This is a genomic window from Candidatus Aquicultor sp. (assembly GCF_054640775.1).
In genome coordinates this window covers 1-26,451 of the sequence record NZ_JBTSLF010000016.1, presented here as the reverse complement: position 1 = coordinate 26,451, position 26,451 = coordinate 1, and the positions used below count along the sequence as shown (strand labels likewise).

Sequence of the window (26,451 nt, the reverse complement as noted above, 5' to 3'; positions counted from 1 at the left end):
AGGTTTATGCGTCTTCTCGATTTTTCTGTCTTTCTGCATGATTACGCCTTAAAGTCTATGCCGGCAAGATTTAAGCCGAGCTTCTCTTCTATTAAACTGATCGGGCTGTCTTCTTTTATCTCGGCCGCACTCATCTTACCCACCTGATAGCCCATATCCTCAAGGGATTGCTTAAGCTCGCCAAACATACTCTCAGCGAGCCGTATCGCCTCTATATTCTCAAGAGCCATCGAGAAGCTTACAAACCTGTCGGCCATCTCAAGCCACGCCCTGGTTTTACCGAGCGCCGGCATGTCCAGGGCAAAACCGATGGTAAAAACGGATGATTGCTGCGCGCCGCCCTTGCCATCAGACCCCTTCTTAAAGATCTTGACCTCGGCCGTCCCCACGTTCTCACCCAACCGCACGGGAAGCGGCAGGTAGATAAATCCCTTTACGGGTTGGTCGACCGGCAGGTTCAGCGCCTCGACCGCGTGAAACACACTTATGACCTTCTCGACCGATTCTTTCACGGCCGATAATATCCCGCTGCTGGTTAGATGCGGGCTTTTCTGGATTGTCGTTGCAAGCTCCGATCGGGATTGTAAAAGGCTCGCCTTGAGACCGCTAACATCAATCTCGCCGCCTTCAAGTAAAGCAAGCATGTTTGCCTCATGGCTTATCGCCTTAGCCATCGTTTTCAGGCTGCCCGCTATCTCTTGCTTGTCGCCGGCGCTAACGATCAACTCGTCGATTTCACCGAGCAATGCCCCAAGATTAAGCTCTTCCGGCACATCACCCTTACCGAGCGCCAGTGAAACGAGCTTCTCAAGCTCGGCAAAGCTTGCGCCCGTATCTATTTTCGATCCCTGGAGCAGCATTGCTATGTTCTTTACATCGCTGCTTTTTAGCCCGGAGTCGTTAAGAAGATACGCTGCAAGATCGGCTTTGCTGTATTTTAAGGTGACCGAGCCGGGGGTTTGCTCTGCGACTTGCTTGAGGACCACCTTCTCCGGGCCGGCTTCAACAACGACCAACGCCACCATTTGACCGGCGCTTAGAGAAAGATTTGTCGAAGCGCTAATTCGGGAACCACCGATATTTAAAATAACGCTCTCCTGGGAGGCCGCAATCACCTTCGCCTGAATGATATCGCCCGCCTTAAGGGCAACCTCACCCTCGGCGCTGTTCGACAAAGCCCTGATCAGCGCCACATCTTTGATTCCCGGTAGGTTTATCCCCCCTGCTTGCATAGGCTCTCCAATCCAGGCTCAAGTTTACTGAATCCGTTGCGATTCTTTATAGTATAGCGGAGCCGGGTAGCCCTTGCGATAGGGCGCACACAGGACATTCGCATGATCTGGCACCTATGGTACATAATGGGAATATATGGTAATATAGCTACATGAGCGATTCCAACCGCTGGGCCGATGCCCAGCACGAAAAGCTAAACCGCATAAACGATTTATTGAACGAAATCATCGACACACATAAAAAAATGCAGTCGCTTCTCTCCGAGTCGATCATAAAAAGCCAGACCGAGCGCGGCCTTAGAGAGATCGAGAGTTTCTTGCAGTCCGATAGCAAGTAAGGCTCCATCCTCCCCCGGGCAGTATTCTTTCCAAAAAACACCTAATAATGCTTGACGCATTTACCCATGTAAAGGGTAAAATTGTAAGATGTATACCAAGGAGGAGTCAACATGAGGCAGAAGCAATGGGACCTAAGGGGATGCCTTATCCCTATCATTACACCATTTACCGGTGATTACAAAGTCGACGAGGCCGGTCTTCGCACCCTGATAGACTATATGATCGATGAGCAGGCTGCCGCTGCGATCATCCCATGCGGGACAACCGGTGAGTCACCAACGCTGTCGCACGACGAGCACATCAACGTAATAAAGATCACGGTCGACGCGGTTGCCGGACGGGTTCCTGTTATCGCCGGTACCGGCTCGAACTCGACGATGGAAGCGATAGAGATGACAAAAGCCGCCGCAGATATCGGCGTAAACGCAACGCTCCAGGTCGGTCCCTACTATAACAAACCAAGCCAGGAAGGTATCATAAAGCATTTTGAGGCTATAGCGGATGCGACCGATTTGCCGATCATCATCTACAACATTCCGGGCAGAACCGCGCGGAACATCGAACCCGATACGATTATCAAACTCGCCGAGCTTGACACAATCGTCGGCCTGAAAGACGCCTCCGGCGACATCCTGCAGACGATGAAGATAATAAAAGCCACTCATGCCGCCGGTTTCCATATTTACGCAGGAGAAGATGCGCTTACGTTCTCACTCCTGTGCCTGGGCGGTCATGGAGCGGTTGCCGCTGTCGGACACGTTATCGGAAAAGAAGTAGACCAGATGGTGAAACTAGTCGGCGAAGGCAGCATCGATGCGGCCCGCGATATCCACTTTAAAACCCTCGACGTGGTAAACGCGCTCTTTGTCGAGCCCAACCCGGTCCCGGTAAAACAAGCTTTGACCTGGATGGGTGTACCTGCCGGCCCAGTACGTCTCCCGCTGATCGGCATGACTGAAAAGGGCAAGGAAGTACTGAGAAAAGCCCTCCTCGAGCTTGGTAAAATCAGCTAGGCCTGGATTGCCATAGAGCAGCAACAAGAGACTTATGCAAAAGAATATTTCCAGTGGATGCCCACCAACGGCATCCACTTCTTTTTTGTTTTTGAGACCATTAATCGGCATCAAGCATTACTCGCCTCAATTGTGGGAATATTCCACATACTAGTATGAATGGAGGATGGCTTATGGCACTCGAAGTAGGAGAACTCGTTTCCGATTTTACGTTACCGGACCAAGACAGAAACAGTTGTCACTTCTCGCAATTTCGCGGCCAAAACGTTTTACTGGTCTTTTACACGCATGACTTTTCACCTGTCTGAACCTCGGAGTTTGGCCGTATTCTCGAGCACCTGCCTGAGATACGCCAGCTTGGAGCCCAGGTCGTGGGCATAAGCGCAGATAGCGAATGGTCCCATAAGGCATATGCGGAAAAACTCGGCATCGATTTTCCCCTGCTTTCCGATTGGTTCGGAAATGTGGGGCGCCTTTTTGGAGTATGGAGCGAAGAAAAACAGCGCGAAACACGCGTGGTTTACGTTATCGACTCGGCGGGTGTCGTAACATACGCGAAGAGCTATCCCGACGATGTACTGCCCGACATCAATGCGGCCATTGACGTCTTAAAACGTCTTGAGAAAAGAGAGGAAAATCTGGCGAGCTAGCGCTGTAAATAGGGACACTATAAAAGCGCATGCGATGTAATGCAGCCATAAACAATAAAGACGGGGTAAAAACCCGTCTTTATTGCGTGGATATCTTCAGATACATTTAATTATACGCTTAACGCTATCCTTGTAAATAGGTACTTAGCCGCCGCTTTACCAAGCGCCATGCTAATTCTGGGTTAATCCGTAAGTCCAGCCATCAACACCGGATGCGAGATTATAGACCTTGGTGTAGCCGGATGCGACCAGAACCTGTGCGGCCTCGGCGCTTCTCGCACCGGTAGCACAGTACACAAGGACCGGCTTCGTTTTATCGATCTCTCCTATTCGCGAAGTAAGCTGGCCCAACGGAATCAGCTTTGCGCCCGCAATATAGCCCATCCTAAACTCATCCTCTTCCCTGACGTCGATGAGCTGAACCGATTTAGCGTCGATAAGCTGTTTGGCCTGTGCGGCGTCGATATTTTGATAGCTGGCCGCCTGCGATTGCTGGGCCGGTTGCGTTTGTAAATCCGACAGATCAGTCGGCTGCCCGTTCTGCGACTGATCAACGCCAGTTTGGACGCCGCCCTGGTCCTGAACCGTAGCCTGGTTCGATGAACAGCCGGCTGCCACAAAGATCGATGCGGCTACGGCAAATATTGCGAGTAATTTTCTAAAGTTAAGCAATTCTTTTTACCTCCTGTTAAGCTATTTATAGATACTTATAGTTGCTAGTACCCGAGCACGGATTAGGTGACCTATACCATACCCCGGCTGGTACCAGCAAACCTTCTAAGCATTATAGCACGCGCTGGTGCCGTGTTGTCTCTATTTTCGAGCAAACTAATGGAGGTTTCTACAGCCCCATGCAATTAATATCAGCCGTATCTTGCACTTGAAAGCTAGTGCAGTTTAAGGTACATTATCAGCAAATGTAATTTTTCACATTCGAGAGAAAGGAAGTCGCTTCGTGGATTTGAAAAAGATCCTTCCAATCGCAGTAATCGGTGTGGCAGTACTTGCCTTAGTGATTTTTGCGGCATTTTTTGGAAAGAATGACTCTCAGCCGGTATACTCAACTCAACCGGGCACAGGCACCCAGGCACCGCAAGCCGGGCAATCAGGACAGGCCGCTCAACCCGGAACGGCAGCACCTCAGACAGGCGCTCCGCTAGCAGCCCCAACAGCAGAGGCCCCGCAATCAAGCGAACCGGTTAGCTCAAAAGACCCCGCGACAATCGTCCCGGCAACTATGAACCTTGATCAGTTCTGCGAAAAATATTACAAGGCGTGGATAGCAAAGGACTGGAAGACCGCATATGATCTGCAACCTTATGCAAACAAGAGCCAGGGCGATGCTGCCACTTTCGGCCAGCAGCGTGAGGGCTACGGCCTCGTAGGCTACAAGGTCGGCACACCGGCCATTAATGGCAATGTAGCTAATGTACCTGTCACCATGGATCTAGGGCCGAACGGCTCTTGGATAGCGACCTGGACATTTATTAAAAACGATAAAGGCCAGTGGACCGTACAGAGTTCAAAGAGCGGGCCTAGCCAGTAACAATCTAACAAGTGAAATAAAGAATACATCAAGATATACAGATAAAAGCCGGTTATCACACCGGCTTTTATTTTTCGCCTCAAAACTCGGGCCTACGCCGCCATCTGCCTTCTCATCCCAAAAACGCCGGCCGCTTTCTCAAACGAACGAAGCGCATCCGATACCGGATAAACCTCAAACACCGAGTAGTTGCTGAGCGGATAATCCTGCAACATATCATCAAGTTCCTCATTCGACTCGACATCATAAATCACGACGCTCGCCATCTCGCCCGACAACGCGTAGGCGATCTCGATCTTGCCCGTATCCATCATATCCCTCACCCAATCACGGGTTTGCATGAACAGGGATTCACCTTCAGTCGGCGAAAGTTCGATACTTCCGCCCCTATCAATAACCAAGAACTTCATGCCAGCACCTCCAAATGTAATAGCTCTTCAAACCATAAAACAAAATCGCGGTTCAAATAGTAATTCAAGTAGTTCGCTACTTAATGTACCCAAATACTCTTACTATTACAGGGAACAGCATGATGTGAATTTAATTAACGTCGGGCTATAGAATCAGAGGGGATATTTCTGGGTTTTGAGGGTCGTGGGGATTGCTGCTGCTCTTGTTCAAGCATGTTGATAAAGATATTAGCTATCTCCGGGTCGAATTGGCCGCCTGCGCCTTTTCGAATCTCGAGTATTGCCTGGTCGATGGGAAGCCCCTTCCGGTAAGGACGGCTTGAAATCATTGCCTGGTATGCATCCGCAATGGCCAAAATGCGCGCTTCAAGGAATATGTCGTTTCCACGTAGACCCCTTGGATATCCCGAGCCATCGAATCGCTCATGGTGTTGCAAGACGATCTCCGCAAGATCGGCAAAGCTGCGGATAGGTTTTAGGATTTCATACCCTTTTATCGGATGAAGCTTAATCTCATCATACTCTTCGGGGCTTAATATAGACGGTTTACATAACACACCGCTTGAGATTCCGATTTTGCCGACATCATGCAGGAGGCCCGCGGTGTAAATCCGCTCCGCCCTGTCTCTATCCAGCCCCATAACAAGGGCTATCTCCCGCGCAAGCGTTGCGACCTGCTCCGAATGTCCGCGAGTGTATTTATCTTTCGCCTCGATAGCTTTTACCAAGGACTCTATTGTGTCGAGGTACGATTGCTCGAGCCTGCTAAACAACATGGCATTTTCTAGCGCGAATGCGGCTCTTGAGCTAAGCAGCTCAAGTAATTGGAGTTCCTTGTCGGTAAAAGAGCCTCTTGCCTTCTTTCCGATGGCAACCGTACAGGCCCTATCTTGCCTTAGGTTAATAGGCACAATAGCAATAGACTTGATCTCGGATTCATTAACGTGTCGCTTTACTTCGCTTAAAGAGTTCTTTTTCAGAACCCTGGTTTTACCTTTCGCAAGAATATCGCTGATAACCTCGCAACCGTTGCTCATGCTTTTCCCCTTCATAGAACTGCAACCGTTCGAGGTGCGCTCAGCGATCATCATCCCATGTTTGTCTTCAAAAAGAATAATACCCGACCAATCCACATTCATGTTCGACGCGATTCGTTGCGCGATCTCGTTCAGCATTCCGTCGATGCTCAACGTGGTGAGCCCTGCTTCAGAGACGTTCTCAAGCGCGCTTAACTTTAGCCTCGCCTCTTTCTCCTCTTTGTAAAGTTGCGCTTTGATGATCGCAAGCGTAATCTGGTTAGCCATATATCCGATCAAGAGCCTGTCTTTAGCATCTATATACTTGGCTGTAGTGCTTCCAACAGTTATTGCTCCAATAACTTTGCCTTCATACCGCAACGGGGTACCGGCAACTGAGTGTATACCGAGGCTCACGGCGACCTCTGATTCCTGAGCGATAGGGTCATTTGTGAGGTCTTCCAGGCAGACCGACCGGTCTTCCTTGATAACGACCCCTCAGACTTCCTGCCCCGGTTTTAAAGTAATCAGCTTTCGGGCTAAATTATCGGGGATATCGCCATGCCAAGCGGCCAGCTCAAGAACGTTTTTTTCTTCATTGAAAAGGTAGATAAAACCTACTTGAAAATTGGCGATCTTAACAACAGCAAGAAGCGCGTCATGTAATATCTGAGAGAGATCCATCGATTGACCGACCGCCATGGCCACGTCATTCAGAGCCGCCAGCTCTTTTTCTCCTCGTTTTATCGTATCTTTTATCTCAGCATAAACGGCATGGTAAATGAGCAGAAACCAGAGCACTGCTATTAAAACCCTCGAATATATCTCAGCGGAAACAGCAAAAGGATTTTCTGTTTTGTCAGATACGAAGTTCACAACGGCCAGCATCCCCAAAGCCAAACTCACCGAGGCGATTGCTTTTTTAGCATGAAAATTCCCACTACGTTCGTTTTTACCGAACAGCAGAGCAATGGCGAACATGCACATACCTACTATCACAAGTTCAAAGAGAAGCATGATAGCGACTATGGATCTGCCCTCCTGAATCTCAATGCGGCAAGAACCACCGGTAAAGCCGCAAAAATTAGGGTTATATCTTCCACCAGGCCTAAAGGCCCCGGACTAAGCGATTTTAGAATACTTGCCGCCGTCGAAATAAAGAAGAAGCTAAAGCTTGCTGCAAAGTATTTGAAATAATGATTGTCTTTTAAATGCCGGATACCCATCACAGCAAGAAGCGCTATGGCAACGCAAAAAATAGCGATAACGCTATCATTCGGTGTTAGACTATGTAGATCAAGCTGGTTAGCTACCATGTTTTCCACCCATGGGTTACACGCCTTGCTGTTTGTATCATTTAATATCGTTTATTGAAGTTAGTGTTTATAAAGACTAGTTAGGATACACTATCGGCTCAATAACAAACGTTCTTTATGAAAAAATTGGCACAGGGTTGCCGGGTAGAAGCACAGCTCAAAAGGCAGAAACGGTAAGTTATAACTCAAAACGCTGTTTTGCATCGATGATATAATCGGCGGTCCGTGCGGCCAGCGCCTCCACGGTAAGGGTTGGATTTACACCCGCCCCGGTCACAAAAACACTAGCATCGCAGATAAACAGGTTGGCTACGTCATGCGAGCGGCACCATTTGTCGACAACCGACGTCCTGCGATCTCTCCCCATCCTGCACGTTCCGAGAAGATGTGAGGTCACAGGATACCGAAAGGTCTCAATCGCACCGGCGGCTTCATGTATATCTCTGCATTTTCGCACGCCATGCTCGATAAGCCTCTTGTCGTTATCCAAGTAGCTATACGTTACTTTTGCCCTCGGGATTCCATATTGATCGAGCTCATCTGCAAGGGTAACCGTGTTGTTCTCGCTGGGCAGGCACTCGCCTACAATTCTAAAGCTTACATAATGATTATAGTCTCGCATGTCGTCGATCAGCTGCCGTCCCCAAACCCCTTTTCCCTTTACCAGCGCCTGCGAAAACTCGATCGGCTGCAAGGTCTCGGTCTCGATAGTATATCCCCTCGCAAAGCCATCACCGGGTTTTCTTATGTACCATTCCTGGGTAAGGGCAAGCCCTTGAGGGCCCCGGTATTGCCTGATCATTTCCTCATACTTGCCGATGACAAAATCGGCGGAGTGCACCATCAGGTTCTTACCGACCATCCCGGAGGAGTTCGCGATTCCCTCCGGAAATTGCTCCGATTTCGAGTTAAGCAGCAATCTCGGCGTTTCGATCGAGTAAGCTGAAACGATAAACGTACCCCCTTCCTGCTCCCGCTCGTTGCCTTCGCTTAAGTACGTTACGCTCCTGATGGTCCCATCCTTGCCCACGTTTAACCGCACGGCCATAGCGTTTGGGATTATCTTTGCGCCGTACTTAATGGCGTGCGGGACGTAGGTAACGAGTGTGCTCGATTTGGATTTCGGTATACAGCCGAACTTGCAGAACCCGCGGTACGTGCAGCCGGGCCTGTCGTTTGTGGCGCTCGATAAGATAAACATCGGCCCAACCGTTGAGGGAATCCCAAGCGTCTCGCAGCCCCGGCGAAATCTCTCGTGCATACAGGCCCGGTAGTGGCTTCGCTTTGGATATGGCCCGTGGTAGGCGCCCCAAGGGAAAAACGTCGGCCCCGATACCTGGTTAAATCTCTCGACCTCGGCATAGTATGGCTCGAGGTCGTTGTAGTTTATCGGCCAGTTTTCACCGACACCATCGATTGTCTTCGTCCTAAAATCATCCTCGTGAAACCGTAAGGCGTACCCCAGAAAGTGGACCGTGCCGCCGCCAACGCCGCGCCCCGAATTTGCCCGCCCCAACTCGATAGGGTCGTGGCCCGCACTTATCCTATTATCAAGCCAGAAGAGCTTGTCCATCATCGAGAGTTCGTCGCTAGCAAAATCGCTCTGCGAGTCCCAATGCGGACCCGCCTCCAAACCGACAACGGATACCCCTGCCTGTGCGAGCTTAGCCGCAATAACGGCCCCGGCGCCGCCTATGCCGATGATAACGACATCCGGCTTACCCGAGGACATCGCCGACCCTCCCCGGCTCTTCAGGGTCTTTGCGACCGCATTCTATCCTGACATATCTCTCGGGATGCTTGGGCCCACCCCAGCCCACTTCATTCCAGGCTTCCGGGTGGGCATAATAAAACATGGCCGCAACGCTTACCAGTTGCTGAAAAGATTTCCTTGCCGGCACTTTTCCCCACGTCGATGATCGCGATTCACCTTTTTCCAGCGCCCTTAACACCGTATCCTGCGCCTCACCGTCGAGCCCTATAAAGCGTTGCTTATAGGCATACTGCGCCTCCTCATCAAGAGAGCGGATGAACATCCTCCATAGTTCCTGCATTGGGGGTATATCTATATATTGCGTCCCATCCGTCCGATTCTTTGCCAACTTCTCGTCGATAAACGGCACCACGGAGATAGGGTTCTCTCTTTGCTGGGGTAATAACCTTAAGACAGCCGCCTCAAGGATTATGGCCTCCTCGGTTGTGAAGAAGGCGGGCTGTGGCACCGACGACAGCCTGGCTTCGACGATCTGCCTGGTATGATCGTCCCAGAAGTCCATACGGTCGAGCACGTTATAGTCGGGATACGATTCAGCAGACATTACTACCTCCCCAAAAGGGCCGCGACGACACCGATCATGCTAATCAGAGCTACGCTCAAAGGAAACATCGGCGGTGGGCCGACCATAATATTATCAAGATTCCAACCGTCGACCTCGTTTAAAATCCCTTGAATATGAAATACGAACCCTGAGAGGCCCATCAACATTGATAGCGTCAACGCAATACCGTAAACTTCCAGGAATACCCCGTGAACAAAAATAGCGACTATTCCCATAACGACTAAAATCGGTAAGTAGACAACCGGCTCCCACATCCAAATACGGCGGAATGCGCCCCGATAATGCAAAATTAGAACCTGTACCCATAGAATTGCGAATAAGAGAGTGACCAGAATGATCGCCCATGTCGCAATCGATAATCCGAGCAATAACAAACGCGAGCGCCTCCCCGAACAAACGGTAGATGAGCAGTACCTACAACTATTATTGCCCAATAGCCCATCTTTCTATCAAAACACGGGCTTTACGCGCCCGCACTCCCTATTTTCCCTTATGATGCCCTAAGCGGGCTTCGAGAGCTGCCGATAACTATAATCGGAGGACATGTATGAATAACGGCAAGGCCATATTCCATAACGATCAGGAAAGCAGCAGTCAGGAGCCAGAGGAATCCCATTACGGGGATATACTGCATGCTCTTGTAAAAAGGATTGAAGGCGAAGAGAGCTGCCAGCAGGGGCACTCGGAGCGCGTGGCTGTATTTGCCGAACTCATCGGCCATGAACTCGGATTGTCACCGGAGCAAGTCGATCACCTCAGAATCGCCGGGCATCTACACGACATAGGCAAGGTGGCCATTTCGGAACTCATCCTGAAGAAGACGGAGCCGCTCACCGACAGAGAGTTGCAGGAACTCAAGCTTCACACGATCATCGGGGAACGCATAGTAGCAAAAACCGGGCTCCAACTCATTGCCCAGGCCGTTCTCTATCACCACGAACGCCTGGATGGCAGCGGATATCCTTACGGTTTAAAGGGAGACGAGATCCCCCTTTATGCAAGGATAGTCGCGGTCGCAGATTCATTTGAAGTAATGGTTTCGAACCGGCCGTATAAAAAAGCCTTTACGGTCGAAGAAGCTCTTAAAGAGCTTGAAGACAACAGCTCTACAACGCTTGACCGGAACATCGTCAGGGTACTTACCCGCATCATCATGAACGATGATGCGGCAAGAAAAATCGTTTAAGCCGCAAGTCCTCCGACAGATTGAACTACATCCAAAAGTACCTGGCAAAACCTCTCCGCGTCGTTAACGGTTTTCGCCGTAATCAAGTACTTGTCGACCACTACCTCTTTATCAACAAAGTTGGCGCCGGTGCTTTCAAGATCTATTCTGGATTCGGGCGGACCCGTTACTTCGCGGTCGCTCATCAGACGCCCGAGAGCCGCCACCAAAAGCTCGACGCCCCTATCGACCGCACCCAGCACCTTCTGCTGCTCGTATGATTTTGAGATAAGCCCTAAGTTTTTTCTGCTGGCAATCATTTCCTCGGGCGTCGAACTGTCCAGGATGACAAGGGCGTCGTAGTCACCCAGGCCCAGGTTTTCTGTCGCGATATCTATCGTCAGCACCTCTTTTCGTGTGCTGTCCGTCAACGGCTCGTTTTCCTTAAAGCCTACGACTAAAACCTTCCCGCCTGCCCCGACAATGCAATCCCTTAACGTATTGAAAAGACTTGCATTGAAGTGGTTCGGCAGGAGAATAGCGATGTTCTTTCCCCTTGCCTGCATAAGGTATCCCTCCAATGTGTTAAACAAAGACAAGCAGAGTTTACCCGCGATAAACGGGTACAAAACCTGCAAACTCCGGCGTGCTCATCTGCAAGGAAATTGTTTCCGCCACTGTGTGAGGGGTAATAATCAAGTAACAAAAGGAGGAGTTTTCATGGCGATTTCAGGAAAAGAAGTGGCACTGGTCCTTTCGGACCGTTTTGATGCAAACGAGTTCAACGGTCTACATAGCTGCCTCTCCAAGGAGAGCGCGTTGATCAGCACCGTGGGAGAGACCGCAGGGCAGAAGCTCTCCGACGCGGACCGCAAGACACAGGTCGACGTTGAGGTCAGCTACGAAGAAGGGCGTTCATATAACTTCGATGCGGTGGTGATCTTCGACGGCTACTCGCCGGATATTACCAGAATGGATGAGGATGCACTTGCGTTTATCCTCGACATGTACAATTCGGGCAAGATAATCGGTGCCATCGATCACGGCGCGCAGGTACTTATCAATCTTGAAGCTCTAAAGGGTAAAAACGTTACCGGTTCCCCGTCTATTAGGGTCGACCTCGAAAACGCAGGGGCAAGATATTTTGATGAGCCGGTCGTCATCGACGGAAACCTTGTTACCGGCCGCGGCCCCCAAGACTTAGAGGATTTCTGCCAGGCGATAGTCGATGAACTGCGCAGATTAACCGAGTTTGCGGCATAGTCTTAATCGTTCTTATCGTTGGTGAGCCGCCCGTCACCGGTAATCGGGATCTTCGGGCCTAAAAACTTCGGTCTGGGGTGAGTGATGGTAAGCTGGATAAACGCCTTAATGCGAGCCAGCGCCTCGCGTGCTTCATTGCGCACCACCCCCGCATAGATATGCCTATCCGCGGAGACCCCAGACGCATCGATTCCCAATGCCCTCGCTGTGTAAACCGAGCGGGCGAGGTGAAAATCTTGCGTCACGATGACTGCTTGTTTGACCCCGAACACATCGCGGGCCCGGTACATGCTATCGTACGTGTTAAACCCCGCATGGTCCATAAATATATCCCCGGCAGGCACGCCCCTCTGAAGAGCATATTTTCGCATGCTGTTTACTTCATCATAGGCCGTTCGCCCATGGTCGCCGGTCAGCAGCAGCTTCTTGACCTTGCCCTTCTTGTAAAGATCGATTCCCGCATTTACCCGGTCTGCAAGCATATCCGAAAGCCTCCGGCTCTTAAGCACCTTTGCCCCGAGTACAATGGCAACCGGGGCGCGCGGCGCCTTATCGGGTGAACGTACGATATGGCCCTGGGCGCCACAAACAACGACCAAGTTCATTACAAGAACCGACACTACCCCTATGACCAGCACCAGTGCTGTGATGAGAGCTATCTGCCTTGGCATTAAGCTGAGTTTAATAGGTACCATAGTGCTTTTACTATAGCATAGGACGTAGAGATGCCTGGCGTTAAGTTCATATTTCATGTTGCCGATACGAAACAAAGTTATAAGAAATAGGTTCAAATCTTTAAAGGTAAAACCTGGTTAATAGAGAACTTATAGCTAACAGTAAGCAACAAGCTAGGGGTTGCAGTTAGTAAGCAAAAAAATAGGCAGGATAGTACAGAACAGGAGGTAGTAGTAATGAGTGAGACACAGAACACAGTAGAGACTTCAAGCACCGGTCTCGATCCTAAGCTAGCGGCTTTCTTAGCGTATTTGTTTGGCATCATAGGCGGAATCGTTTTTATTGCAATCGAGAAGGACAACAGGTACGTCAAGTTCCATGCATGGCAGTCGGTGACATTTAGCGTCGCGTTGTTTGTCGCTTGGATCGCCTATATGATCCTGATGGCAATTCTGCATTTTATCCCACTTATCGGTGCGCTCATCGGCGTTATTCTCTGGGCGGCCATTTCTATAGGCGGGTTGGTTGCATGGATCATTCTTCTCATCAAAGCATTCTCAGGCGAAGAGTATAAGCTCCCGTTTATCGGCGATTTTGCGGAGCAGAGAATCCAATAACGTAAAGTACTTATACAGCTTTTATAATTGACTAATAGTTACTGGTCAACATGATTTACAGAAAAAGCGGGATCGTCCCCCCGCTTTTTTTCTTTGCATAGTTTTCTTGTAGTTCCGGTAGAAGCTTTAATGCTGGCAGCTCGGGCAGAAGTAGGTTCCCCGCCCGGATAGCTCTGTTTTTTCTACGACACCAGGGCACCCTTCGCATGCCTTGCCCGCTTTTGCGTGCACCTTAAGGAAGTTCTGGTGCTCCCCCTGGCGCCCGTTTAGGTCGAGATAGAACTGGGTCGTCGTTCCGCGATGCCGTATCGCCTCCGGGAGGATCCGCTTGATACCCTCGTAGATTCTGCGCACCTCGAGTTCTGAGAGTTCGGAGACCCGTTTATCGGGGCGGATGCGGGCAAAGAAGAGTATCTCGTCGGCGTAAATATTGCCGATGCCCGCAAGGAAGTGCTGGTCGAGGAGGAGCGGTTTTATCCTTGCCCTCGGGTGCCGCCGCATGATGGTCTTAAAGGCGTCATAGTTAAAGCCCGGGTTTAGCGGCTCGGGCCCGAGCTTCTGGTGAGCGAAGAACGCCGGAATATCGCTCGTCTTTATAAGTTGGATCGACGTGAACGAATTGACGTCACGCAACCTAAGCTGCTTGCCGTCATCGAGGTTGAATATCACATGCGTATAATCCTTGATTGGATCGTTTTTCGGCACATACAGCAGTTGCCCGCTAATTTTAAGGTGTATTACCAGGCTATATCCGTTGGACAAGTTTGCCACAAGATACTTCGCGCGCCTGCTGACAGCGGTAAACTCGGCGCCGCTTACCCGCTCGACAAACTGCGCCGGCGGGATATTTAAGATGCTCGGCGTCCTTACCTCGACGGACTCTATCCCGCGCTCGATTATCTCATGCTCGAATTCTCGCTTAATCGTCTCGACCTCAGGTAACTCAGGTATTGCGATCACCACCCGTAGAATATAGATAGCAGGTACCTTGTTGCGACTATGCATTGTTGGGCGAGCTTTAGATTTTTATTCCCGAGTTGCGCGAGGATATGCAGAATCGGCAAAGTTTTTTATTGCCGAGAGAATGTGGCGGTGAGGCTGGTTTTGGCGAGGGCTTTCTCATCCAGGGCCTGCTCAAATTCGTCTGCGGTCGGTTGTTCGAGCATCGACACTGAGCCGGTGTCGAGAGCATAGACTATAATAACGTAGTTGTGTGGGCCGGAGCCCGGTGGGGGTTGGGCGCCGCCGTAGCCGGGGGCACCGAATGTGTTGGTGAGTTCTTTTGACCCCACCGGCATCTTCTTGCCCGAAGCGCCCTCGGGCAGCGATGTCGTGGTGGCCGGGATATTGATTACCATCCAGTGCACCCAGTTGTTTGCGCTTGTATCTATTATCGAGATTGCGAAGGATTTTGTACCCGCAGGGGCATCGTTCCATTCGAGAGGAATCGAGATATTTTGCCCGCCCGGCACGCTGGTATTGGCGTATTTGACCGGGATGGTGCCGCCATTTTGAAGTGAGGTTGATGCCAGCTTCATAGTGCTCTCCGCCGTTGTCGATATAGCCCCCGCTGTTGTTGAGGGCGTTGTGCTCTCGGATGTTGCGGTTACGCCCGTTGTTTCAGTTTTACCACTGCAGCCGGTAAAAATAACACTGCAGAGAATAAGAATTACAACGGACAACATACCGCTTGTTCTATTCAAGACCCTCTTCTTCCTCGTCTTCGAGCCTCAGCTCGATGAGAAGCTGTTTAAGGGGTCCCGAGACCCCTGTTTTGACTGCTTCCTCATTCAGGTAATCTAAATCTAGTTGATTGACGTTGAGTTCGATTACCTCCTGTACCCAGGTGATTGCGCTTGACTCGCCATCGAAAACGAAGTTCTTGAGTTTATCGATTACTGTATCCTCGATGCCAAGGATGTAAACCGTAAGGCCGTTTACATCGACCTGATTTACCCTCTGAAGCCTGGCCTCATCGAGGTCTTCGGCGATTATTTTGGCCGTTATGCCAACCTCATTATTGACCCAGGCACCGGCCTCTCTTACAAACTCCATACGCTCGAGTAATGTACCGGTCGGCTCAGCAGGCGCTATCATATCGACCGTATCCGACTTATACCCACCGGACGTGTAAAGCTCGACGGCGTAGTTGCCGGCGGCTACGGGCGAAGCCCCCTGTTTCTCCAACTCTGAAGTAAAATACCCCATAAAAACGATCCGCTTTGTGAGCGGATCAAGATCCCCTTTAAGAACATCTAATGCCGACACTCTATCTCCACCAGCCTTTCTGCCTTTCTTTATCATCCATGCATCAACTTCCTCCCGCTTAAACCGGCTCTGACCGCCGATATCTATCACCGGGAAGTCTCAGCACTTCAAAAGACCCTCTATCGTCTCCCGGCTCAACTTCAGGTAGTGAGTAAGTTGATCGATATCCATTATATCGTTTTTCATTACGTCGTCCGGCACGCGCATCACCAAATTCCAGCGAGACCCCAGCAAGGATCATGCCGAATCTCCTGCTTCCCAGTAATGTCTTATTCTACCACAGGCATGTGCGATTGTCCCCTTTATCAGGGAGAACTGATAGAGGCTGAATGATTAATTATTGGGATGGTCGTCCCTGTTGGGGAGCATTAAGGAAAGAAGGGCGCCGGTAGCATTGGCGGCGGCCGAGATCAGGAACGGGATGGCGAAACTGTGGGTGAGGTCTTTTACGTAGCCGCTCAGCGAGGGGCTCAAGACCTGGCCGATGCCGAAGAATATGGTGACCATGCCGATCGCTGCGGGTGCCAGCGGGCCTCCCACATAGTCGGCGCAGGCGGCCGACATAATCGACGGGATACTCCACAATGTGGTCGCATAGACGATGGATGCGATGATTATCACGGTTGGGTTGTGGGTTGCGCCCAATGATGCCAGGCAAAGTCCCTGGAGCGCATAGACGATGATCAGTGTGATCCTTCGCCCGATTTTATCGGAGAGGATGCCCCATAAAAACCCGCTTACGAGGCTGATGAGGCCCACGATAAACCACAATTCGCCGGCAGAGCCGTGGGTAAAACCGATCTCTTCGACCAGATACTTCGCGAAGAAGGTGGTAAAGCCGACGTATGAGAAGCCGAACATCAGGTAGATGAAGCCGAGTTCCCAGAGCGGTCGTGAGCGGTAGACGTCCTTCCAGTGCCCGTGCGCCCCATCATCATCCCGCTGTAGCTCTCCCGACCCCTCGGAACTTACGTTGCCGCCGATGGGTTTAAGACCGACTTCGGACGGGCTGTTTCTAAAGATCAGAGCGCCCAATACAGTAATTACGAATACGATACAGCTGAGGTAAAACCAGCTTGCCCTCCACCCGGATGCGCCGTAAGCATCGATAATATACGGCACGAGTATGCCGGACAAGGCAAACCCCAGGCCGCTGCCCACGAGGACGATTCCGGTTGCGGTGCCCCTTATTTTTTGCGAGTACCAGCGGGTTATAAGGCCGAGGGTCGGCACATTACTCCCACCCGCCCCGATACCGGTTAACAGCTGGCCGATAAGGGCCGCCCAGAAACCGGATGCCGTCCCGGCGATGACCATTCCGACAGAAACCATGCACATCGAAGTCGCAATTACCTTACGTGGCCCGATACGGGTGGCAAGCGCACCGCTGATTACCGTCGTCAGCAGATAGCCGATGAACATGCCGGATACGATAATCCCGAGCTGGGTGTTGGTAAGGCCAAGCCCGGCGCCCATTTTTGGGATGATCATTCCTATCGCGAACCGTCCCAAACCGATGGCCCCGAGATTGGTAAGCACAGCTGCTATCAGCACCCAAACACCATAATGGATGCCTCTATCGGCCGGAACGCCGTAACCGCCCGTCGTAATCTCATCAACCGTGTCACGCATAATGGTTGCTATTATATACTATTCCAGCAGGAGTTTCCTTTATATAATACATAGGCCCCCGCCTGAACGAGGCGGGGGCCTTATAAGATGGCAACCCGGTAAGGTTACCGCGGAAGGCGCCTATAGCAGATAAGATTTAGCGGTTCTCGTCTTCCACAAGAAGTACTTCTCGAGGAAAAGCTTTGTGAAATCATTGAACGGATTAGGAAGCATCATGGCGAACTGGCGCGGCTTCAAGAGATGGTTGGTTACAATAATAACCTCTTTCCTACCCGCGTCTAGAACGCAAAGCCCCGGGATTTTGCCCATCGGCTTGGAATGTAAATGTCCCTTGCCGCTTATGAGACGTGCGATGTTTGCCGCAGCCACTTTAGCCGTTTCATCGGATGGGTAGCCCGTTTTCGGCACACCCATGGCTACCGGGGTTTTCCACGGAGCCGGGAGCTGTACGGCAAGGCCTGCGGCAAAAATGTTTTTGTATTTCTTGTGCTGATAGGTATCGTGCGTCGGGATAAATCCCTTATCGTCACCGAGATCGCCGGATGCCTTAACGAATTTGGCCCCATTAAACGGCGGGATAATCATCGAGTATTTAAACGGCAGGTTCTTGCCGTTCTTGAGCATTACGGTATCTTCGGTGATTTTCTCGATCTCAGAGCTGGTAACATAATTGATCTTAAACTTCTTCATAAATACTTTTACGAGCGCTTCTCCACCCTTCATGCCGTCGATACCAAAGTGCGCGAGAAACGGTTCTGGGGTAATCCACGTAATGTCGACTTTCTTGCGAATACCGGCCTTGCGGCAGGCATATTCAAAGTTGAACAAAAACTCATAGGCGGCGCCCACGCAGCTTGCGCCCTGGCTTGCGCCGATAACGACCGGCCCCGGGTCTTTAACAAAATTCTCCCAACCTTTGCGGGCATGCTCGGCGTGTCCCGGCGTGCAGACCGAGTAGGTGTGCCCATCCGGCCCAAGCCCCTCGACCATATCAAAACGGATATCGACACCCGATCCAAGCAACAGGTAATCATAATCGTAATCACCCTTACTTGTACTGACGGTATTATTCTCTGAATCCACCTTTGTTACTTCAGCATGGACGAACCGGATGCCCTCTTTGTCGAGGATGGGCTTAAGTGGGATTGTCAGGTCCTTAACATCGCGCCAGCCAAAAGGAACCCATATCAAAGATGGGATATATACAAAATTATCTGTTTTTGAGATGAGGATGACTTCATGGTTCTTACCTAGCTTGCGCTTTGTTTCCAATGCACCCGTAAGACCGGCAAAACTGCCTCCAACTACAACAACTCTAGACATACTTGGTAACTTCTTTCCACTCAAACTAACTAGCCGATGGTTGCACCTATCTTATCATTATACCCTAGGGGGTATATATGTGTAATTGGATTATAGCAACCTCGCACAAATTAGGCAAGCATTTGTTGCTAATTTATCTAATGATAATCTTGACCAGCAATACGTTATTACCTACTTTACCTGTAGTTTAATATGTATGGTAGATTGACATCGCAGAGTTCATAGCAGATTTGGCAGAGAATCACCACCGGCACTGCGTAATTTCGCTATTACCATACTCGGTATAGGCATAAGCAGTGCTATTGTAAACCTCCTTGTTTGAGCGGTGAGCAGGCGGAAAACATGCCGGTACTACATCTTCCAGGCTAATAATGGGATAATAATGGTAGATCGATCAATGAGTCGATCAAATACTAGGTCAAATAACAGATCAAATAATGGATGGCAAGGATAGATGTTAAGGGAGTTTGTATGGAATACCAGGTTGGAAAAATAGGTAGAGTAGTAATCGCACGGTTTGAGGACGGCGATGAGGTGCTGGGTAATGTCCTCGGTATTGCGAAGACAGAGAATATACGTGCGGGAATCGTGTATCTTGTCGGCGGCATGCAGAAAGGCAGAATTGTCGTCGGGCCGGAGACCGATGATCTTCCCCCGGTTCCCATATGGAGAGAGATCGACGAGAGCAATGAAATCCTCGGCATCGGCACGATTTTCTGGCAGGGCGACGAGCCGAAGATCCACCTCCACGGCGCTTTCGGAAAGAGGGACACGGTGAAAGTCGGTTGCCTAAGGGAGAACTCAGAGGCGTTTCTAGTTCTCGAGGCGGTCATCATGGAAGTCGCAGGAGTAAATGCCGTTAGAGAGTTTGACCCCGCGATAGGGCTGAGCCTTCTTAAAATCGTCAGCCGGTAAGCATAACAAAAATTTACATAGTGCTGGTTTCATTGGCAGTGCTTTGCTGCAACCTCTCAAGCTTGCCCTCGATAGGCCATTTAGAGAATGCGAGAAAGAGCAGTATGAGAAAATTCAAACCCGGGACAAACGCCAACAGACTCGCTCTCCCCGAGTAACCGGCCTTTGTGAGTATCCTCCATAACGGCACAACTGTAATCAGTAGGATTACTATAAGCTCTGGAAGACCTATCCCTGCCATGTATATTCCCCTTTTTAGTTAGCGCTATTAATAAGATTCATCACCATATCGCCTAGCAAGTTATAGATAACTTACCAACTAATGATACTATAACTTAAACAGTTTGTAAGAAGTTTATCCAGATTTTAGAACGGGTGGCATAACAACGGCACGCTAGCAGACAAATCGGTTTTTATTTTGGGGTAGAAATTAGCGCGGCATTACGCACATAGCGCTATAGCAGACCGGTGCGTCGTGTGCTGACCAGGTAGCCGCCGATCGATAGCATCATAATAGCCAGTATGAACAGGATGTTTGTGTTCATGCCATATGCGAAGGTTTCGGGTAGTCCCGTCAATGGATTAATTATTACCGCACCCGAGAAGTGTGTAAACTTTCCGGTGATCGTATGGTTGGCGATGTCCCGGCTTATCGTGGTGTTCTCCCACTGAGAGCCATCCCAGTGCCATAACTGCAAGGTATTTTGATCGCCTGGAACCCTGCTCGGGTCGTAGGACACAGTCACTGTAGTCGAACCCGTAAAGACTACTGTGGAATCGATGTCATACGCGGTTCCGGGTACCATCGCAACAGTGATTGGAAGCGGCTGAGCCGGGTTTACAGAACCGGTGACTTCAACTGTTCCTGGCGTCGCGTTTTGCGGATACGTTAATGTAACCGGCCCGAGAACGACCGGCTGATTCATCTTAGTTACTGTTATAGGCGCCGCAAACGTGGTGACCGTTAGCACGGTTGACGGATCTGAGGCGTTTCCTGCCGCATCGTACGCTTCAACGAAGAGTTCATAGGTCGTTTTCTCCGGCAGGTTGGTCAGCATCTTACTGGTACCGGTAGTCGTTACCAGCAAGACGTTATTTGTCCCGACTTTTTTATACACCCTGTAGCCCGCAACGGCTTTGTTATCGGTCGAGGCAAGCCATGAAAGATATACCCTGCCCGTTGCCGGAGTTTTCGTATCAAGTGGAACCGCATTGAAACTGCCCGGCGTTGTCGGATTAGTGGTATCCCCATTAGTTGTAGTTACGGACACGCTTGCCGTGTTGGTTTGGCCGGTGATATCGGTTACCGTAAGTCTGATCGTATACTTATCATCAGACAAGCCTACCGTGTTAAGCGTACCCAGAACGCCGTTATTAATGGACGTATTAAATCCCTCTGCAAATTTCGTCCAGGAAGAGGGTGAGCCGCCGTTTGCGTTGATATATTCCAGCGTGTAACTCTCAATCTGCACATTGTCGCCCGCAGTACCCGTAACAGTTACAGAACCTTTCACTGTAGCGTTAGCGGCCGGCGATGTTATTGCAGCTGTTGGTTTGGTGATATCTATGTTTAAATTTCTCGGTGCGCCAGAGGACGTCTGGTTGCCCGCAGCATCCTCTGCGATAATCTGCCAAGTATGGCTTCCGGCGCTTAGCGCTGATGCGGGTGTCATCGCCGTAACGCTCGATGCGACTTCTTTGTTGAATACACCATCGATCATCAACTTATATTTGGCGATACCTGAAACCGCATCGCTTGATGAGTTCCACGCAAATGTCGGAGCCTGGTTTGATATCCACACCCCATCAAGCGGGCTCGATGGACTTGGCACCGTTGAAGGAGCGGACCAATCGACTTTTATCGTCGCGCTATGTGGTGGCGTCTCCGTATTATTTGAGACATCAACGGCATAGTAGGATAGCGTATTTACCCCTTCAGGGAGTGAAACCGGTGCCGTATAGAACGAGTAACCAGGGTCTGCATTCAGCTTATACCAGCGAGATCCTGTCTCGTTGCTCGACACAGCGAATGTCGTCGTTGGTGACTTAAACCAACCATTATTGCCATCCGGGGCGCTTGGGGTTGTGGTATAGCTCGATACGGGCGGTAAAACATCGTTTGCAACCGAGATGAGAACAGAGGCCGTTGATACTTTGCTAGCGCCATCGGTAACCGTCAATTTGATAGTATAGCTGCCGTTAGACAGGGATGCCGCGTTAAGTGAGCCTAGCGTGTTGTTGGTAACCGCTGATGACGAATTCGTGATCGTAGTCCAGGATGACGGTGATGCGCCTGCTCCATACTCGAGTTTGTAATTAGAGAAGTTAGCATCGGATGCGGTACCAACGATATTAAACGTGGTGGTCTCTGTGGTATTGTTTGTCGGCGATGTGATATTTGCCGTCGGATTGGCGGTATCCACATTAATCGTTCTCGTGGCTGAGGCCACCTGGTTGCCCGCCACATCCTCTGCAACGACTTGCCAGGTATGCTGTCCTTGTGTGAGGGTTGCCGCAGTCTGGGTCGATACGATTGAGGTTGAGACCTGCTGATCGATAGTACCATCGACTTTAACGATGTATTTGGCAAGACCGCTCACTGCATCGGATGAGGCGTTCCAAGAAAGCATCGGCTTCTGAGTCGCCGTCCATGTCGCGTCGGCCGGTGCGCTGAGCGTAAAGCCTGCCGGTGTTCCGGTATCTACCTTTATCACCTGACTCTTGGCGGTCTCGGTATTACCTGCGGTATCCGCCGAGTAATACCAGAGCGTATTCGTACCGGATAGCGCGGTAACCGGGCTGGAGTATACTGAATAGCTTGGCGCTGTATTCCACTTATACCAGCTTGAGCCGGCCTCGCTTCTTGATAGCGTTATAGTCGCAGCCGATTTAAACCAGCCGTTGTTTCCATCTGCAGTCGCCGGGGTGGTTGAGAGAGTTGTTGTTGGCACTGTACTGTCCACATGCACGAGTATTGATGTAGTTGCAGTATTCCCTGCACTATCCGTCGCAGAAAGCCGCATCATGTAATCGCCGCTTGCAAGAGAGCCGGCATTTAACGTTCCAAGCGTGCCGTTAGTCACACCGGACGAAGAGTTCGTGATCGTAGTCCATGATGATGGTGAAGCACCTGCTCCGTACTCGAGTTTGTAATTAGAGAAGTTAGTATCGGACGCTGTTCCTTGTATGTTTACGGTACCGGTAATCGTCGCGTTATTCAACGGAGCTGTTATACTGGCCGTCGGGTTGGTAGCATCTACGTTGATCGTCCTGGTAGCTGAGGTAACCTGGTTGCCCGCACTATCTTCTGCAACTATCTGCCAGGTATGAGGGCCGGATGCCAGCGTCGTTGCGGTTTGAGTCGACAATGTAGATGTCGAGACCTGCTGGTCGACCACCCCGTCGACTTTAACGATGTATTTGGCAAGACCGCTCACTGCATCGGATGAGGCGTTCCATGAAAGCGTTGGCCGCTGGGTTGTCGTCCATGTTGAGTCAGCTGGTGCGCTCAGTGTAAAGCCTGCCGGCGTTCCGGTATCTACCCTTAAGACCTGGCTGCCGGCAGTTTCGGTGTTGCCCGATGAATCTACCGAGTAATACCAAAGCGTATTCGTGCCCGGCAGTGCGGCAACCGGGGCCGCATATACTGAATAGCCCGGCGTTGTGTTCCATTTATAATAGGTCGTGCCGGGATCACTGCTAGTCAGGATTATAGTCGTGGCTGATTTAAACCAACTGTTGTTCCCGTTAGGGGCTGCAGGATTGGTTGAGTAACTAGTGACCGGTGGAATCGTGTCGTTAGAGACTGTGACCGACACGGATGCCGAAGAGGTTTTGCCGCTCTGATCGGTCGTGGTTAATCTTATAGTATACATGCCGCTGGTAAGGGATAGCGTATTTAAAGTTCCAAGCGTGCTGTTGGTAACTGCAGACGACGAAGCGGTTATAGTCGTCCATGACGACGGTGCAACCCCCGAGCCATATTCCAAAACATAGCTCGCAAAGTTAGCATCGGAAGCCGTGCCTATAATACTCGTCGTTCCAGATATAGTCGCGCTGTTCAATGGCGATGTAATAGTCGCGGTTGGATTTACGGTATCAATATTTATCGTTCTGCTTGCCGAAGTCGTCTGATTCCCGGCGATGTCTTCTGCAACTATCTGCCAGGTATGAGGTCCATCGGCTATAGGGCTTGCCGTCGGTGTTGATATCACTGTAGAGCCCACCTGCTGATCGGTCGCCCCATCAATTTTAATCAGGTATTTAGCAAGGCCGCTTCCAGTATCAGCGGACGCGTTCCACGAGAGCGTTGGCCGCTGGTTCGCCGAGAAGCTACCATTTGCCGGTGACGCCAGTGCAAACGGGCTCGGCGTTGTCGTATCGACCTTTATTGTCTGGCTGCCGGCAGTTTCGGTATTGCCCGATGTGTCCACCGAGTAGTACCAAATCGTGTTTGAGCCTGATGGGGCAGCGATCGGCGTAGTATATACCGAGTAGCTTGGCGCCGTGTTCCATTTATAGTAGATTGTTCCGGGTTCGTTGCTCGTCAAGGTCACGTTTGCGGCCGACTTAAACCAGCCGTTGTTGCCATCGGTGGTCGCCGGACTCGTAGACAGCGCTGTGACAGGTGCGACCTTATCTACATGCACCAGTATCGATGTTGTCGCAGTGTTTCCCGCCCTATCCGTCGATGTAAGCCTGATTGTGTAATCGCCGTTCGTAAGAGAGCCGGTATTAAATATACCGAGCGTCCCGTTGGTAACGCCGGTCGAAGAATTCGTAATCGTAGTCCATGATGATGGAGCTGCCCCTGAACCATACTCGAGCAAATAGCTAGTGAGATTAGTATCAGAAGCGGTTCCAATGATGCTGCTTGTTCCGGTAACCGTCGAGTTTTTCGAAGGCGAGGTGATGCTTGTTATCGGATTGGTTATATCGATATTTATCGTTCGGGCTGTTGAGGTTGTCTGATTTCCAGCGGTATCTTCTGCAATAACAAGCCAGGTGTGAGAGCCAGCTGCCAAGGTGGCTGCTGTTTGGGTTGAGATAACCGCAGGGCCAACCTGCTGGTCGACCGCTCCGTCGACTTTAACGATGTATTTGGCAAGACCGCTTAGTGCATCAGACGAGGCATTCCATGAAAGCGTCGGCTTCTGTACTTTCAGCCACGCTGCGTCGGCCGGAGAGCTTAATGTAAAGCTTGTCGGGCTCGCGGTATCCACATTAATGACCTGGCTGCCTACTGTCTCGGTATTTTCTGCGGTATCTACCGAGTAATAATACAGCGTATTTGACCCTGCCGGCGCAGAAATCGGTGTGACATATACCGAGTAACTCGGCGCTGTGTTCCATTTGTAATAGGTAGTGCCGGCCTCACTTCGCGATAATGTTATGGTCGCAGCCGACTTGAACCATCCGTTGTTGCCATCCGCTGAAGATGGTGCGGTAGAAAGCATCGTCGCCGGCGGGGTCCCGTCCAAATGAACCAGGATCGTTGCCGTAGTCGTATTGTTTGCTTTATCGGTTGAAGTTAACCGTAGTGTGTAGTCACAACTCGCCAGAGCGCCGGTATCCAATACCCCAAGTGTGTTATTTGTAACGGCCGACGTCGAGTTAGTAATAGTTGTCCAAGAAGCCGGGACTGCGCCCGCGCCGTAATCCAGGACGTAATTAGAAAAGTTTGTATCGTTGGCGCTTCCGGTAATCGTAACTACACCGGATACATTCGAGTTGTTTGCGGGGGCTGTGATCGTAGCTGTCGGATTTGTGTTGTCCACATCGACGAAAACCTGCGAGCTTGATGCAGCGCCCCTGGTCAAAGTAACCCTTAGGGTGTACCCGCCGTCGCCGACGCCGGTCGAGGCCCAGGTGCCTAATGTATTGTTGGTAACCGCTGAAGAACCTGTGGCGAACTGCGTCCATATTGCCGGCGTAGCTCCGACGCCATACTCTATCTTATAAGCATTGGTCGTAGTGCCGATTACTGGAACTGAGCCTTCGATATATGAATTTGCTGTTGGCGAGGTGATGACGGACGTGGCCGCAAATGCCGGTGCTACCAGAACGGTCATAGTAAGCATAGCAAATACGGCAATAAGCAAAACGAACTTGAGCTTGCCCCTCATAGCTCTTGTCTCTCGATTATCGAACATCGTATCCAAACTGTTAGAACCAATTTGTCTTGTTGTCGTCATTCTGTCTGTTCTTGTCGGTCTTCTTTATCTGTCGTGGTTCAAAACACTCGATTATTATTTAACACCCAGGTATTTCTTAGCTTTTGCGTTGTCTTTGTCGAGCTTCAAAGCTTCCTGCCACTCTGCTTTAGCTAAGGCAGCATTCCCTTGGGCCTGATAGGCTAATCCAAGCTCGGCATGCAGATCGCCAAGATTGGCGCCGAACGGCTGGGCTTTTATGAGCCCGGACAGGATGGTAACGGCTTTATCAGGCTTGCCCATCTCGCGATAGACATACGCTATCATAATATCCGCTGGATAGAGGCTCTTATTGAGCGCTTTTGCTTTTTGTAGGTGATCGAGGGCCTTATCGAACTCACGCCTGCTCTTGTAGATGATCCCGAGATTGTACTGGGCCTCAGGTTGATTCGAGTTAAGCTTAAGGCTCTCGAGGTACTCGCTCTCGGCATCCTTGATCTTTCCGACCGAGGAATAGCCTTGAGCCAGGCTCAGATGTGCCTTGCTGTCGTTTGGATTAAGCGACACTGCTTTTTGCAGC

General features: G+C 50.6%; 27 protein-coding genes. 8 read left to right on the top strand and 19 right to left on the bottom strand.

From position 1 onward, the window contains the following. Positions 1–41 precede the first annotated feature (41 nt). Complete coding sequence (locus ACYC56_RS02665) at positions 42–1,232, bottom strand: flagellar hook-length control protein FliK (RefSeq protein WP_461372636.1); 1,191 nt, start codon at positions 1,230–1,232, stop codon at positions 42–44. Between the two features lie 152 nt (positions 1,233–1,384). Here ACYC56_RS02665 and ACYC56_RS02660 point away from each other — a divergent pair, with 152 nt between their 5' ends. From ACYC56_RS02660 to ACYC56_RS02650, 3 genes are all read left to right on the top strand, one after another. After that, positions 1,385–1,570, top strand: a complete 186-nt coding sequence (locus tag ACYC56_RS02660; RefSeq protein ID WP_461372635.1) for a hypothetical protein — start codon at positions 1,385–1,387, stop codon at positions 1,568–1,570. A gap of 111 nt (positions 1,571–1,681) precedes the next feature. Next, positions 1,682–2,584: a 4-hydroxy-tetrahydrodipicolinate synthase gene (gene dapA, locus ACYC56_RS02655; protein ID WP_461372634.1), complete on the top strand. Its 903-nt coding sequence runs from the start codon at positions 1,682–1,684 to the stop codon at positions 2,582–2,584. A 155-nt stretch (positions 2,585–2,739) separates the two neighbouring features. Then, positions 2,740–3,234, top strand: a complete 495-nt coding sequence (locus ACYC56_RS02650; RefSeq protein WP_461372633.1) for a redoxin domain-containing protein — start codon at positions 2,740–2,742, stop codon at positions 3,232–3,234. Between the two features lie 171 nt (positions 3,235–3,405). Here ACYC56_RS02650 and ACYC56_RS02645 read toward each other — a convergent pair whose 3' ends face one another. Further along, positions 3,406–3,906: a rhodanese-like domain-containing protein gene (locus ACYC56_RS02645; RefSeq protein WP_461372632.1), complete on the bottom strand. Its 501-nt coding sequence runs from the start codon at positions 3,904–3,906 to the stop codon at positions 3,406–3,408. Between the two features lie 283 nt (positions 3,907–4,189). Between ACYC56_RS02645 and ACYC56_RS02640 the strand changes: the two genes are divergently transcribed. Next, complete coding sequence (locus ACYC56_RS02640) at positions 4,190–4,780, top strand: hypothetical protein (RefSeq protein ID WP_461372631.1); 591 nt, start codon at positions 4,190–4,192, stop codon at positions 4,778–4,780. Between the two features lie 92 nt (positions 4,781–4,872). Here the strand turns inward: ACYC56_RS02640 and ACYC56_RS02635 are convergent, their stop codons facing one another. The 7 genes from ACYC56_RS02635 to ACYC56_RS02605 all read right to left on the bottom strand — a co-directional run bounded on the left by ACYC56_RS02635 (position 4,873) and on the right by ACYC56_RS02605 (position 10,235). Next, positions 4,873–5,190, bottom strand: a complete 318-nt coding sequence (locus tag ACYC56_RS02635; protein WP_461372630.1) for a muconolactone Delta-isomerase family protein — start codon at positions 5,188–5,190, stop codon at positions 4,873–4,875. 134 nt (positions 5,191–5,324) lie between these two features. Further along, positions 5,325–6,695: an HD domain-containing phosphohydrolase gene (locus ACYC56_RS02630; protein ID WP_461372637.1), complete on the bottom strand. Its 1,371-nt coding sequence runs from the start codon at positions 6,693–6,695 to the stop codon at positions 5,325–5,327. A 9-nt stretch (positions 6,696–6,704) separates the two neighbouring features. Further along, on the bottom strand, positions 6,705–7,223 hold the full coding sequence (locus tag ACYC56_RS02625) for a GAF domain-containing protein (protein WP_461372629.1): 519 nt from the start codon (positions 7,221–7,223) through the stop codon (positions 6,705–6,707). Between the two features lie 8 nt (positions 7,224–7,231). Next, positions 7,232–7,522: a hypothetical protein gene (locus tag ACYC56_RS02620; RefSeq protein WP_461372628.1), complete on the bottom strand. Its 291-nt coding sequence runs from the start codon at positions 7,520–7,522 to the stop codon at positions 7,232–7,234. A gap of 178 nt (positions 7,523–7,700) precedes the next feature. Next, complete coding sequence (locus tag ACYC56_RS02615) at positions 7,701–9,254, bottom strand: GMC family oxidoreductase (RefSeq protein ID WP_461372627.1); 1,554 nt, start codon at positions 9,252–9,254, stop codon at positions 7,701–7,703. Beyond that, a complete protein-coding gene (locus ACYC56_RS02610; RefSeq protein ID WP_461372626.1) occupies positions 9,241–9,840 on the bottom strand; it encodes a gluconate 2-dehydrogenase subunit 3 family protein in 600 nt (199 codons plus the stop codon). The genes ACYC56_RS02615 and ACYC56_RS02610 overlap by 14 nt, the downstream gene beginning before the upstream one ends. Before the next feature lie 2 nt (positions 9,841–9,842). Next, complete coding sequence (locus tag ACYC56_RS02605) at positions 9,843–10,235, bottom strand: hypothetical protein (protein WP_461372625.1); 393 nt, start codon at positions 10,233–10,235, stop codon at positions 9,843–9,845. A gap of 173 nt (positions 10,236–10,408) precedes the next feature. Between ACYC56_RS02605 and ACYC56_RS02600 the strand changes: the two genes are divergently transcribed. After that, positions 10,409–11,047, top strand: a complete 639-nt coding sequence (locus ACYC56_RS02600; RefSeq protein WP_461372624.1) for an HD-GYP domain-containing protein — start codon at positions 10,409–10,411, stop codon at positions 11,045–11,047. Here the strand turns inward: ACYC56_RS02600 and ACYC56_RS02595 are convergent. Then, entirely contained in the window at positions 11,044–11,592 is a 549-nt protein-coding gene (locus ACYC56_RS02595; protein WP_461372623.1) for a DJ-1/PfpI family protein, read from the bottom strand. The two genes, ACYC56_RS02600 and ACYC56_RS02595, sit on opposite strands and share 4 nt — an antisense overlap. A 154-nt stretch (positions 11,593–11,746) precedes the next feature. Between ACYC56_RS02595 and ACYC56_RS02590 the strand changes: the two genes are divergently transcribed. Next, positions 11,747–12,289 carry a DJ-1/PfpI family protein gene (locus tag ACYC56_RS02590; protein ID WP_461372622.1) on the top strand — a complete coding sequence of 181 codons (543 nt, stop codon included), beginning with the start codon at positions 11,747–11,749 and terminating at the stop codon, positions 12,287–12,289. A gap of 2 nt (positions 12,290–12,291) precedes the next feature. On the opposite strand, the gene ACYC56_RS02585 is transcribed toward ACYC56_RS02590, so the two are convergent. Continuing rightward, positions 12,292–12,960: a SanA/YdcF family protein gene (locus tag ACYC56_RS02585; RefSeq protein WP_461372621.1), complete on the bottom strand. Its 669-nt coding sequence runs from the start codon at positions 12,958–12,960 to the stop codon at positions 12,292–12,294. A 240-nt stretch (positions 12,961–13,200) separates the two neighbouring features. On the opposite strand from ACYC56_RS02585, the gene ACYC56_RS02580 reads away from it, so the two are divergent. Continuing rightward, positions 13,201–13,581 (top strand): DUF4870 domain-containing protein, encoded by a 381-nt coding sequence (locus tag ACYC56_RS02580; RefSeq protein ID WP_461372620.1) that lies wholly within the window; start codon positions 13,201–13,203, stop codon positions 13,579–13,581. A 126-nt stretch (positions 13,582–13,707) separates the two neighbouring features. Here the strand turns inward: ACYC56_RS02580 and mutM are convergent, their stop codons facing one another. The 5 genes from mutM to ACYC56_RS02555 form a co-directional block, all read right to left on the bottom strand. Further along, the gene (gene mutM / locus ACYC56_RS02575) at positions 13,708–14,541 is read right to left on the bottom strand and encodes a DNA-formamidopyrimidine glycosylase (protein WP_461372619.1); all 834 of its coding nucleotides are present in this window, start codon (positions 14,539–14,541) and stop codon (positions 13,708–13,710) included. A gap of 110 nt (positions 14,542–14,651) precedes the next feature. Beyond that, complete coding sequence (locus ACYC56_RS02570; RefSeq protein ID WP_461372618.1) at positions 14,652–15,284, bottom strand: YbhB/YbcL family Raf kinase inhibitor-like protein; 633 nt, start codon at positions 15,282–15,284, stop codon at positions 14,652–14,654. Next, positions 15,277–15,939 carry a TroA family protein gene (locus ACYC56_RS02565; RefSeq protein WP_461372617.1) on the bottom strand — a complete coding sequence of 221 codons (663 nt, stop codon included), beginning with the start codon at positions 15,937–15,939 and terminating at the stop codon, positions 15,277–15,279. The genes ACYC56_RS02570 and ACYC56_RS02565 overlap by 8 nt, the downstream gene beginning before the upstream one ends. Positions 15,940–16,182: 243 nt before the next feature. Continuing rightward, complete coding sequence (locus ACYC56_RS02560) at positions 16,183–17,481, bottom strand: MFS transporter (RefSeq protein WP_461372616.1); 1,299 nt, start codon at positions 17,479–17,481, stop codon at positions 16,183–16,185. A 120-nt stretch (positions 17,482–17,601) separates the two neighbouring features. Next, the gene (locus tag ACYC56_RS02555; RefSeq protein ID WP_461372615.1) at positions 17,602–18,804 is read right to left on the bottom strand and encodes an NAD(P)/FAD-dependent oxidoreductase; all 1,203 of its coding nucleotides are present in this window, start codon (positions 18,802–18,804) and stop codon (positions 17,602–17,604) included. A 471-nt stretch (positions 18,805–19,275) separates the two neighbouring features. Between ACYC56_RS02555 and ACYC56_RS02550 the strand changes: the two genes are divergently transcribed. Continuing rightward, positions 19,276–19,719: a PPC domain-containing DNA-binding protein gene (locus tag ACYC56_RS02550; RefSeq protein ID WP_461372614.1), complete on the top strand. Its 444-nt coding sequence runs from the start codon at positions 19,276–19,278 to the stop codon at positions 19,717–19,719. Between the two features lie 13 nt (positions 19,720–19,732). On the opposite strand, the gene ACYC56_RS02545 is transcribed toward ACYC56_RS02550, so the two are convergent. From ACYC56_RS02545 to ACYC56_RS02535, 3 genes are all read right to left on the bottom strand, one after another. Continuing rightward, positions 19,733–19,960 carry a DUF805 domain-containing protein gene (locus ACYC56_RS02545; RefSeq protein WP_461372613.1) on the bottom strand — a complete coding sequence of 76 codons (228 nt, stop codon included), beginning with the start codon at positions 19,958–19,960 and terminating at the stop codon, positions 19,733–19,735. A 214-nt stretch (positions 19,961–20,174) separates the two neighbouring features. Then, the gene (locus ACYC56_RS02540) at positions 20,175–25,913 is read right to left on the bottom strand and encodes a beta strand repeat-containing protein (RefSeq protein WP_461372612.1); all 5,739 of its coding nucleotides are present in this window, start codon (positions 25,911–25,913) and stop codon (positions 20,175–20,177) included. Positions 25,914–25,967: 54 nt separating this feature from the next. After that, positions 25,968–26,451: tetratricopeptide repeat protein (locus ACYC56_RS02535; protein ID WP_461372611.1), on the bottom strand; the 484-nt coding region annotated here is incomplete at its 5' end.

Excerpts from the sequence above, each read along its gene's own strand:
- ACYC56_RS02600 (WP_461372624.1), top strand. The coding sequence starts at position 10,409 with ATGAATAACGGCAAGGCCATATTCCATAACGATCAGGAAAGCAGCAGT.
- ACYC56_RS02555 (WP_461372615.1), bottom strand. The coding sequence starts at position 18,804 with ATGTCTAGAGTTGTTGTAGTTGGAGGCAGTTTTGCCGGTCTTACGGGT.
- ACYC56_RS02625 (WP_461372629.1), bottom strand. The coding sequence starts at position 7,223 with ATGCTTCTCTTTGAACTTGTGATAGTAGGTATGTGCATGTTCGCCATT.
- ACYC56_RS02540 (WP_461372612.1), bottom strand. The coding sequence starts at position 25,913 with ATGACGACAACAAGACAAATTGGTTCTAACAGTTTGGATACGATGTTC.
- ACYC56_RS02580 (WP_461372620.1), top strand. The coding sequence starts at position 13,201 with ATGAGTGAGACACAGAACACAGTAGAGACTTCAAGCACCGGTCTCGAT.
- ACYC56_RS02665 (WP_461372636.1), bottom strand. The coding sequence starts at position 1,232 with ATGCAAGCAGGGGGGATAAACCTACCGGGAATCAAAGATGTGGCGCTG.
- ACYC56_RS02620 (WP_461372628.1), bottom strand. The coding sequence starts at position 7,522 with ATGGTAGCTAACCAGCTTGATCTACATAGTCTAACACCGAATGATAGC.
- ACYC56_RS02660 (WP_461372635.1), top strand. The coding sequence starts at position 1,385 with ATGAGCGATTCCAACCGCTGGGCCGATGCCCAGCACGAAAAGCTAAAC.
- ACYC56_RS02610 (WP_461372626.1), bottom strand. The coding sequence starts at position 9,840 with ATGTCTGCTGAATCGTATCCCGACTATAACGTGCTCGACCGTATGGAC.
- ACYC56_RS02635 (WP_461372630.1), bottom strand. The coding sequence starts at position 5,190 with ATGAAGTTCTTGGTTATTGATAGGGGCGGAAGTATCGAACTTTCGCCG.
- ACYC56_RS02545 (WP_461372613.1), bottom strand. The coding sequence starts at position 19,960 with ATGGCAGGGATAGGTCTTCCAGAGCTTATAGTAATCCTACTGATTACA.
- ACYC56_RS02560 (WP_461372616.1), bottom strand. The coding sequence starts at position 17,481 with ATGCGTGACACGGTTGATGAGATTACGACGGGCGGTTACGGCGTTCCG.
- ACYC56_RS02585 (WP_461372621.1), bottom strand. The coding sequence starts at position 12,960 with ATGCCAAGGCAGATAGCTCTCATCACAGCACTGGTGCTGGTCATAGGG.
- ACYC56_RS02595 (WP_461372623.1), bottom strand. The coding sequence starts at position 11,592 with ATGCAGGCAAGGGGAAAGAACATCGCTATTCTCCTGCCGAACCACTTC.
- ACYC56_RS02615 (WP_461372627.1), bottom strand. The coding sequence starts at position 9,254 with ATGTCCTCGGGTAAGCCGGATGTCGTTATCATCGGCATAGGCGGCGCC.
- dapA (WP_461372634.1), top strand. The coding sequence starts at position 1,682 with ATGAGGCAGAAGCAATGGGACCTAAGGGGATGCCTTATCCCTATCATT.
- ACYC56_RS02590 (WP_461372622.1), top strand. The coding sequence starts at position 11,747 with ATGGCGATTTCAGGAAAAGAAGTGGCACTGGTCCTTTCGGACCGTTTT.
- ACYC56_RS02550 (WP_461372614.1), top strand. The coding sequence starts at position 19,276 with ATGGAATACCAGGTTGGAAAAATAGGTAGAGTAGTAATCGCACGGTTT.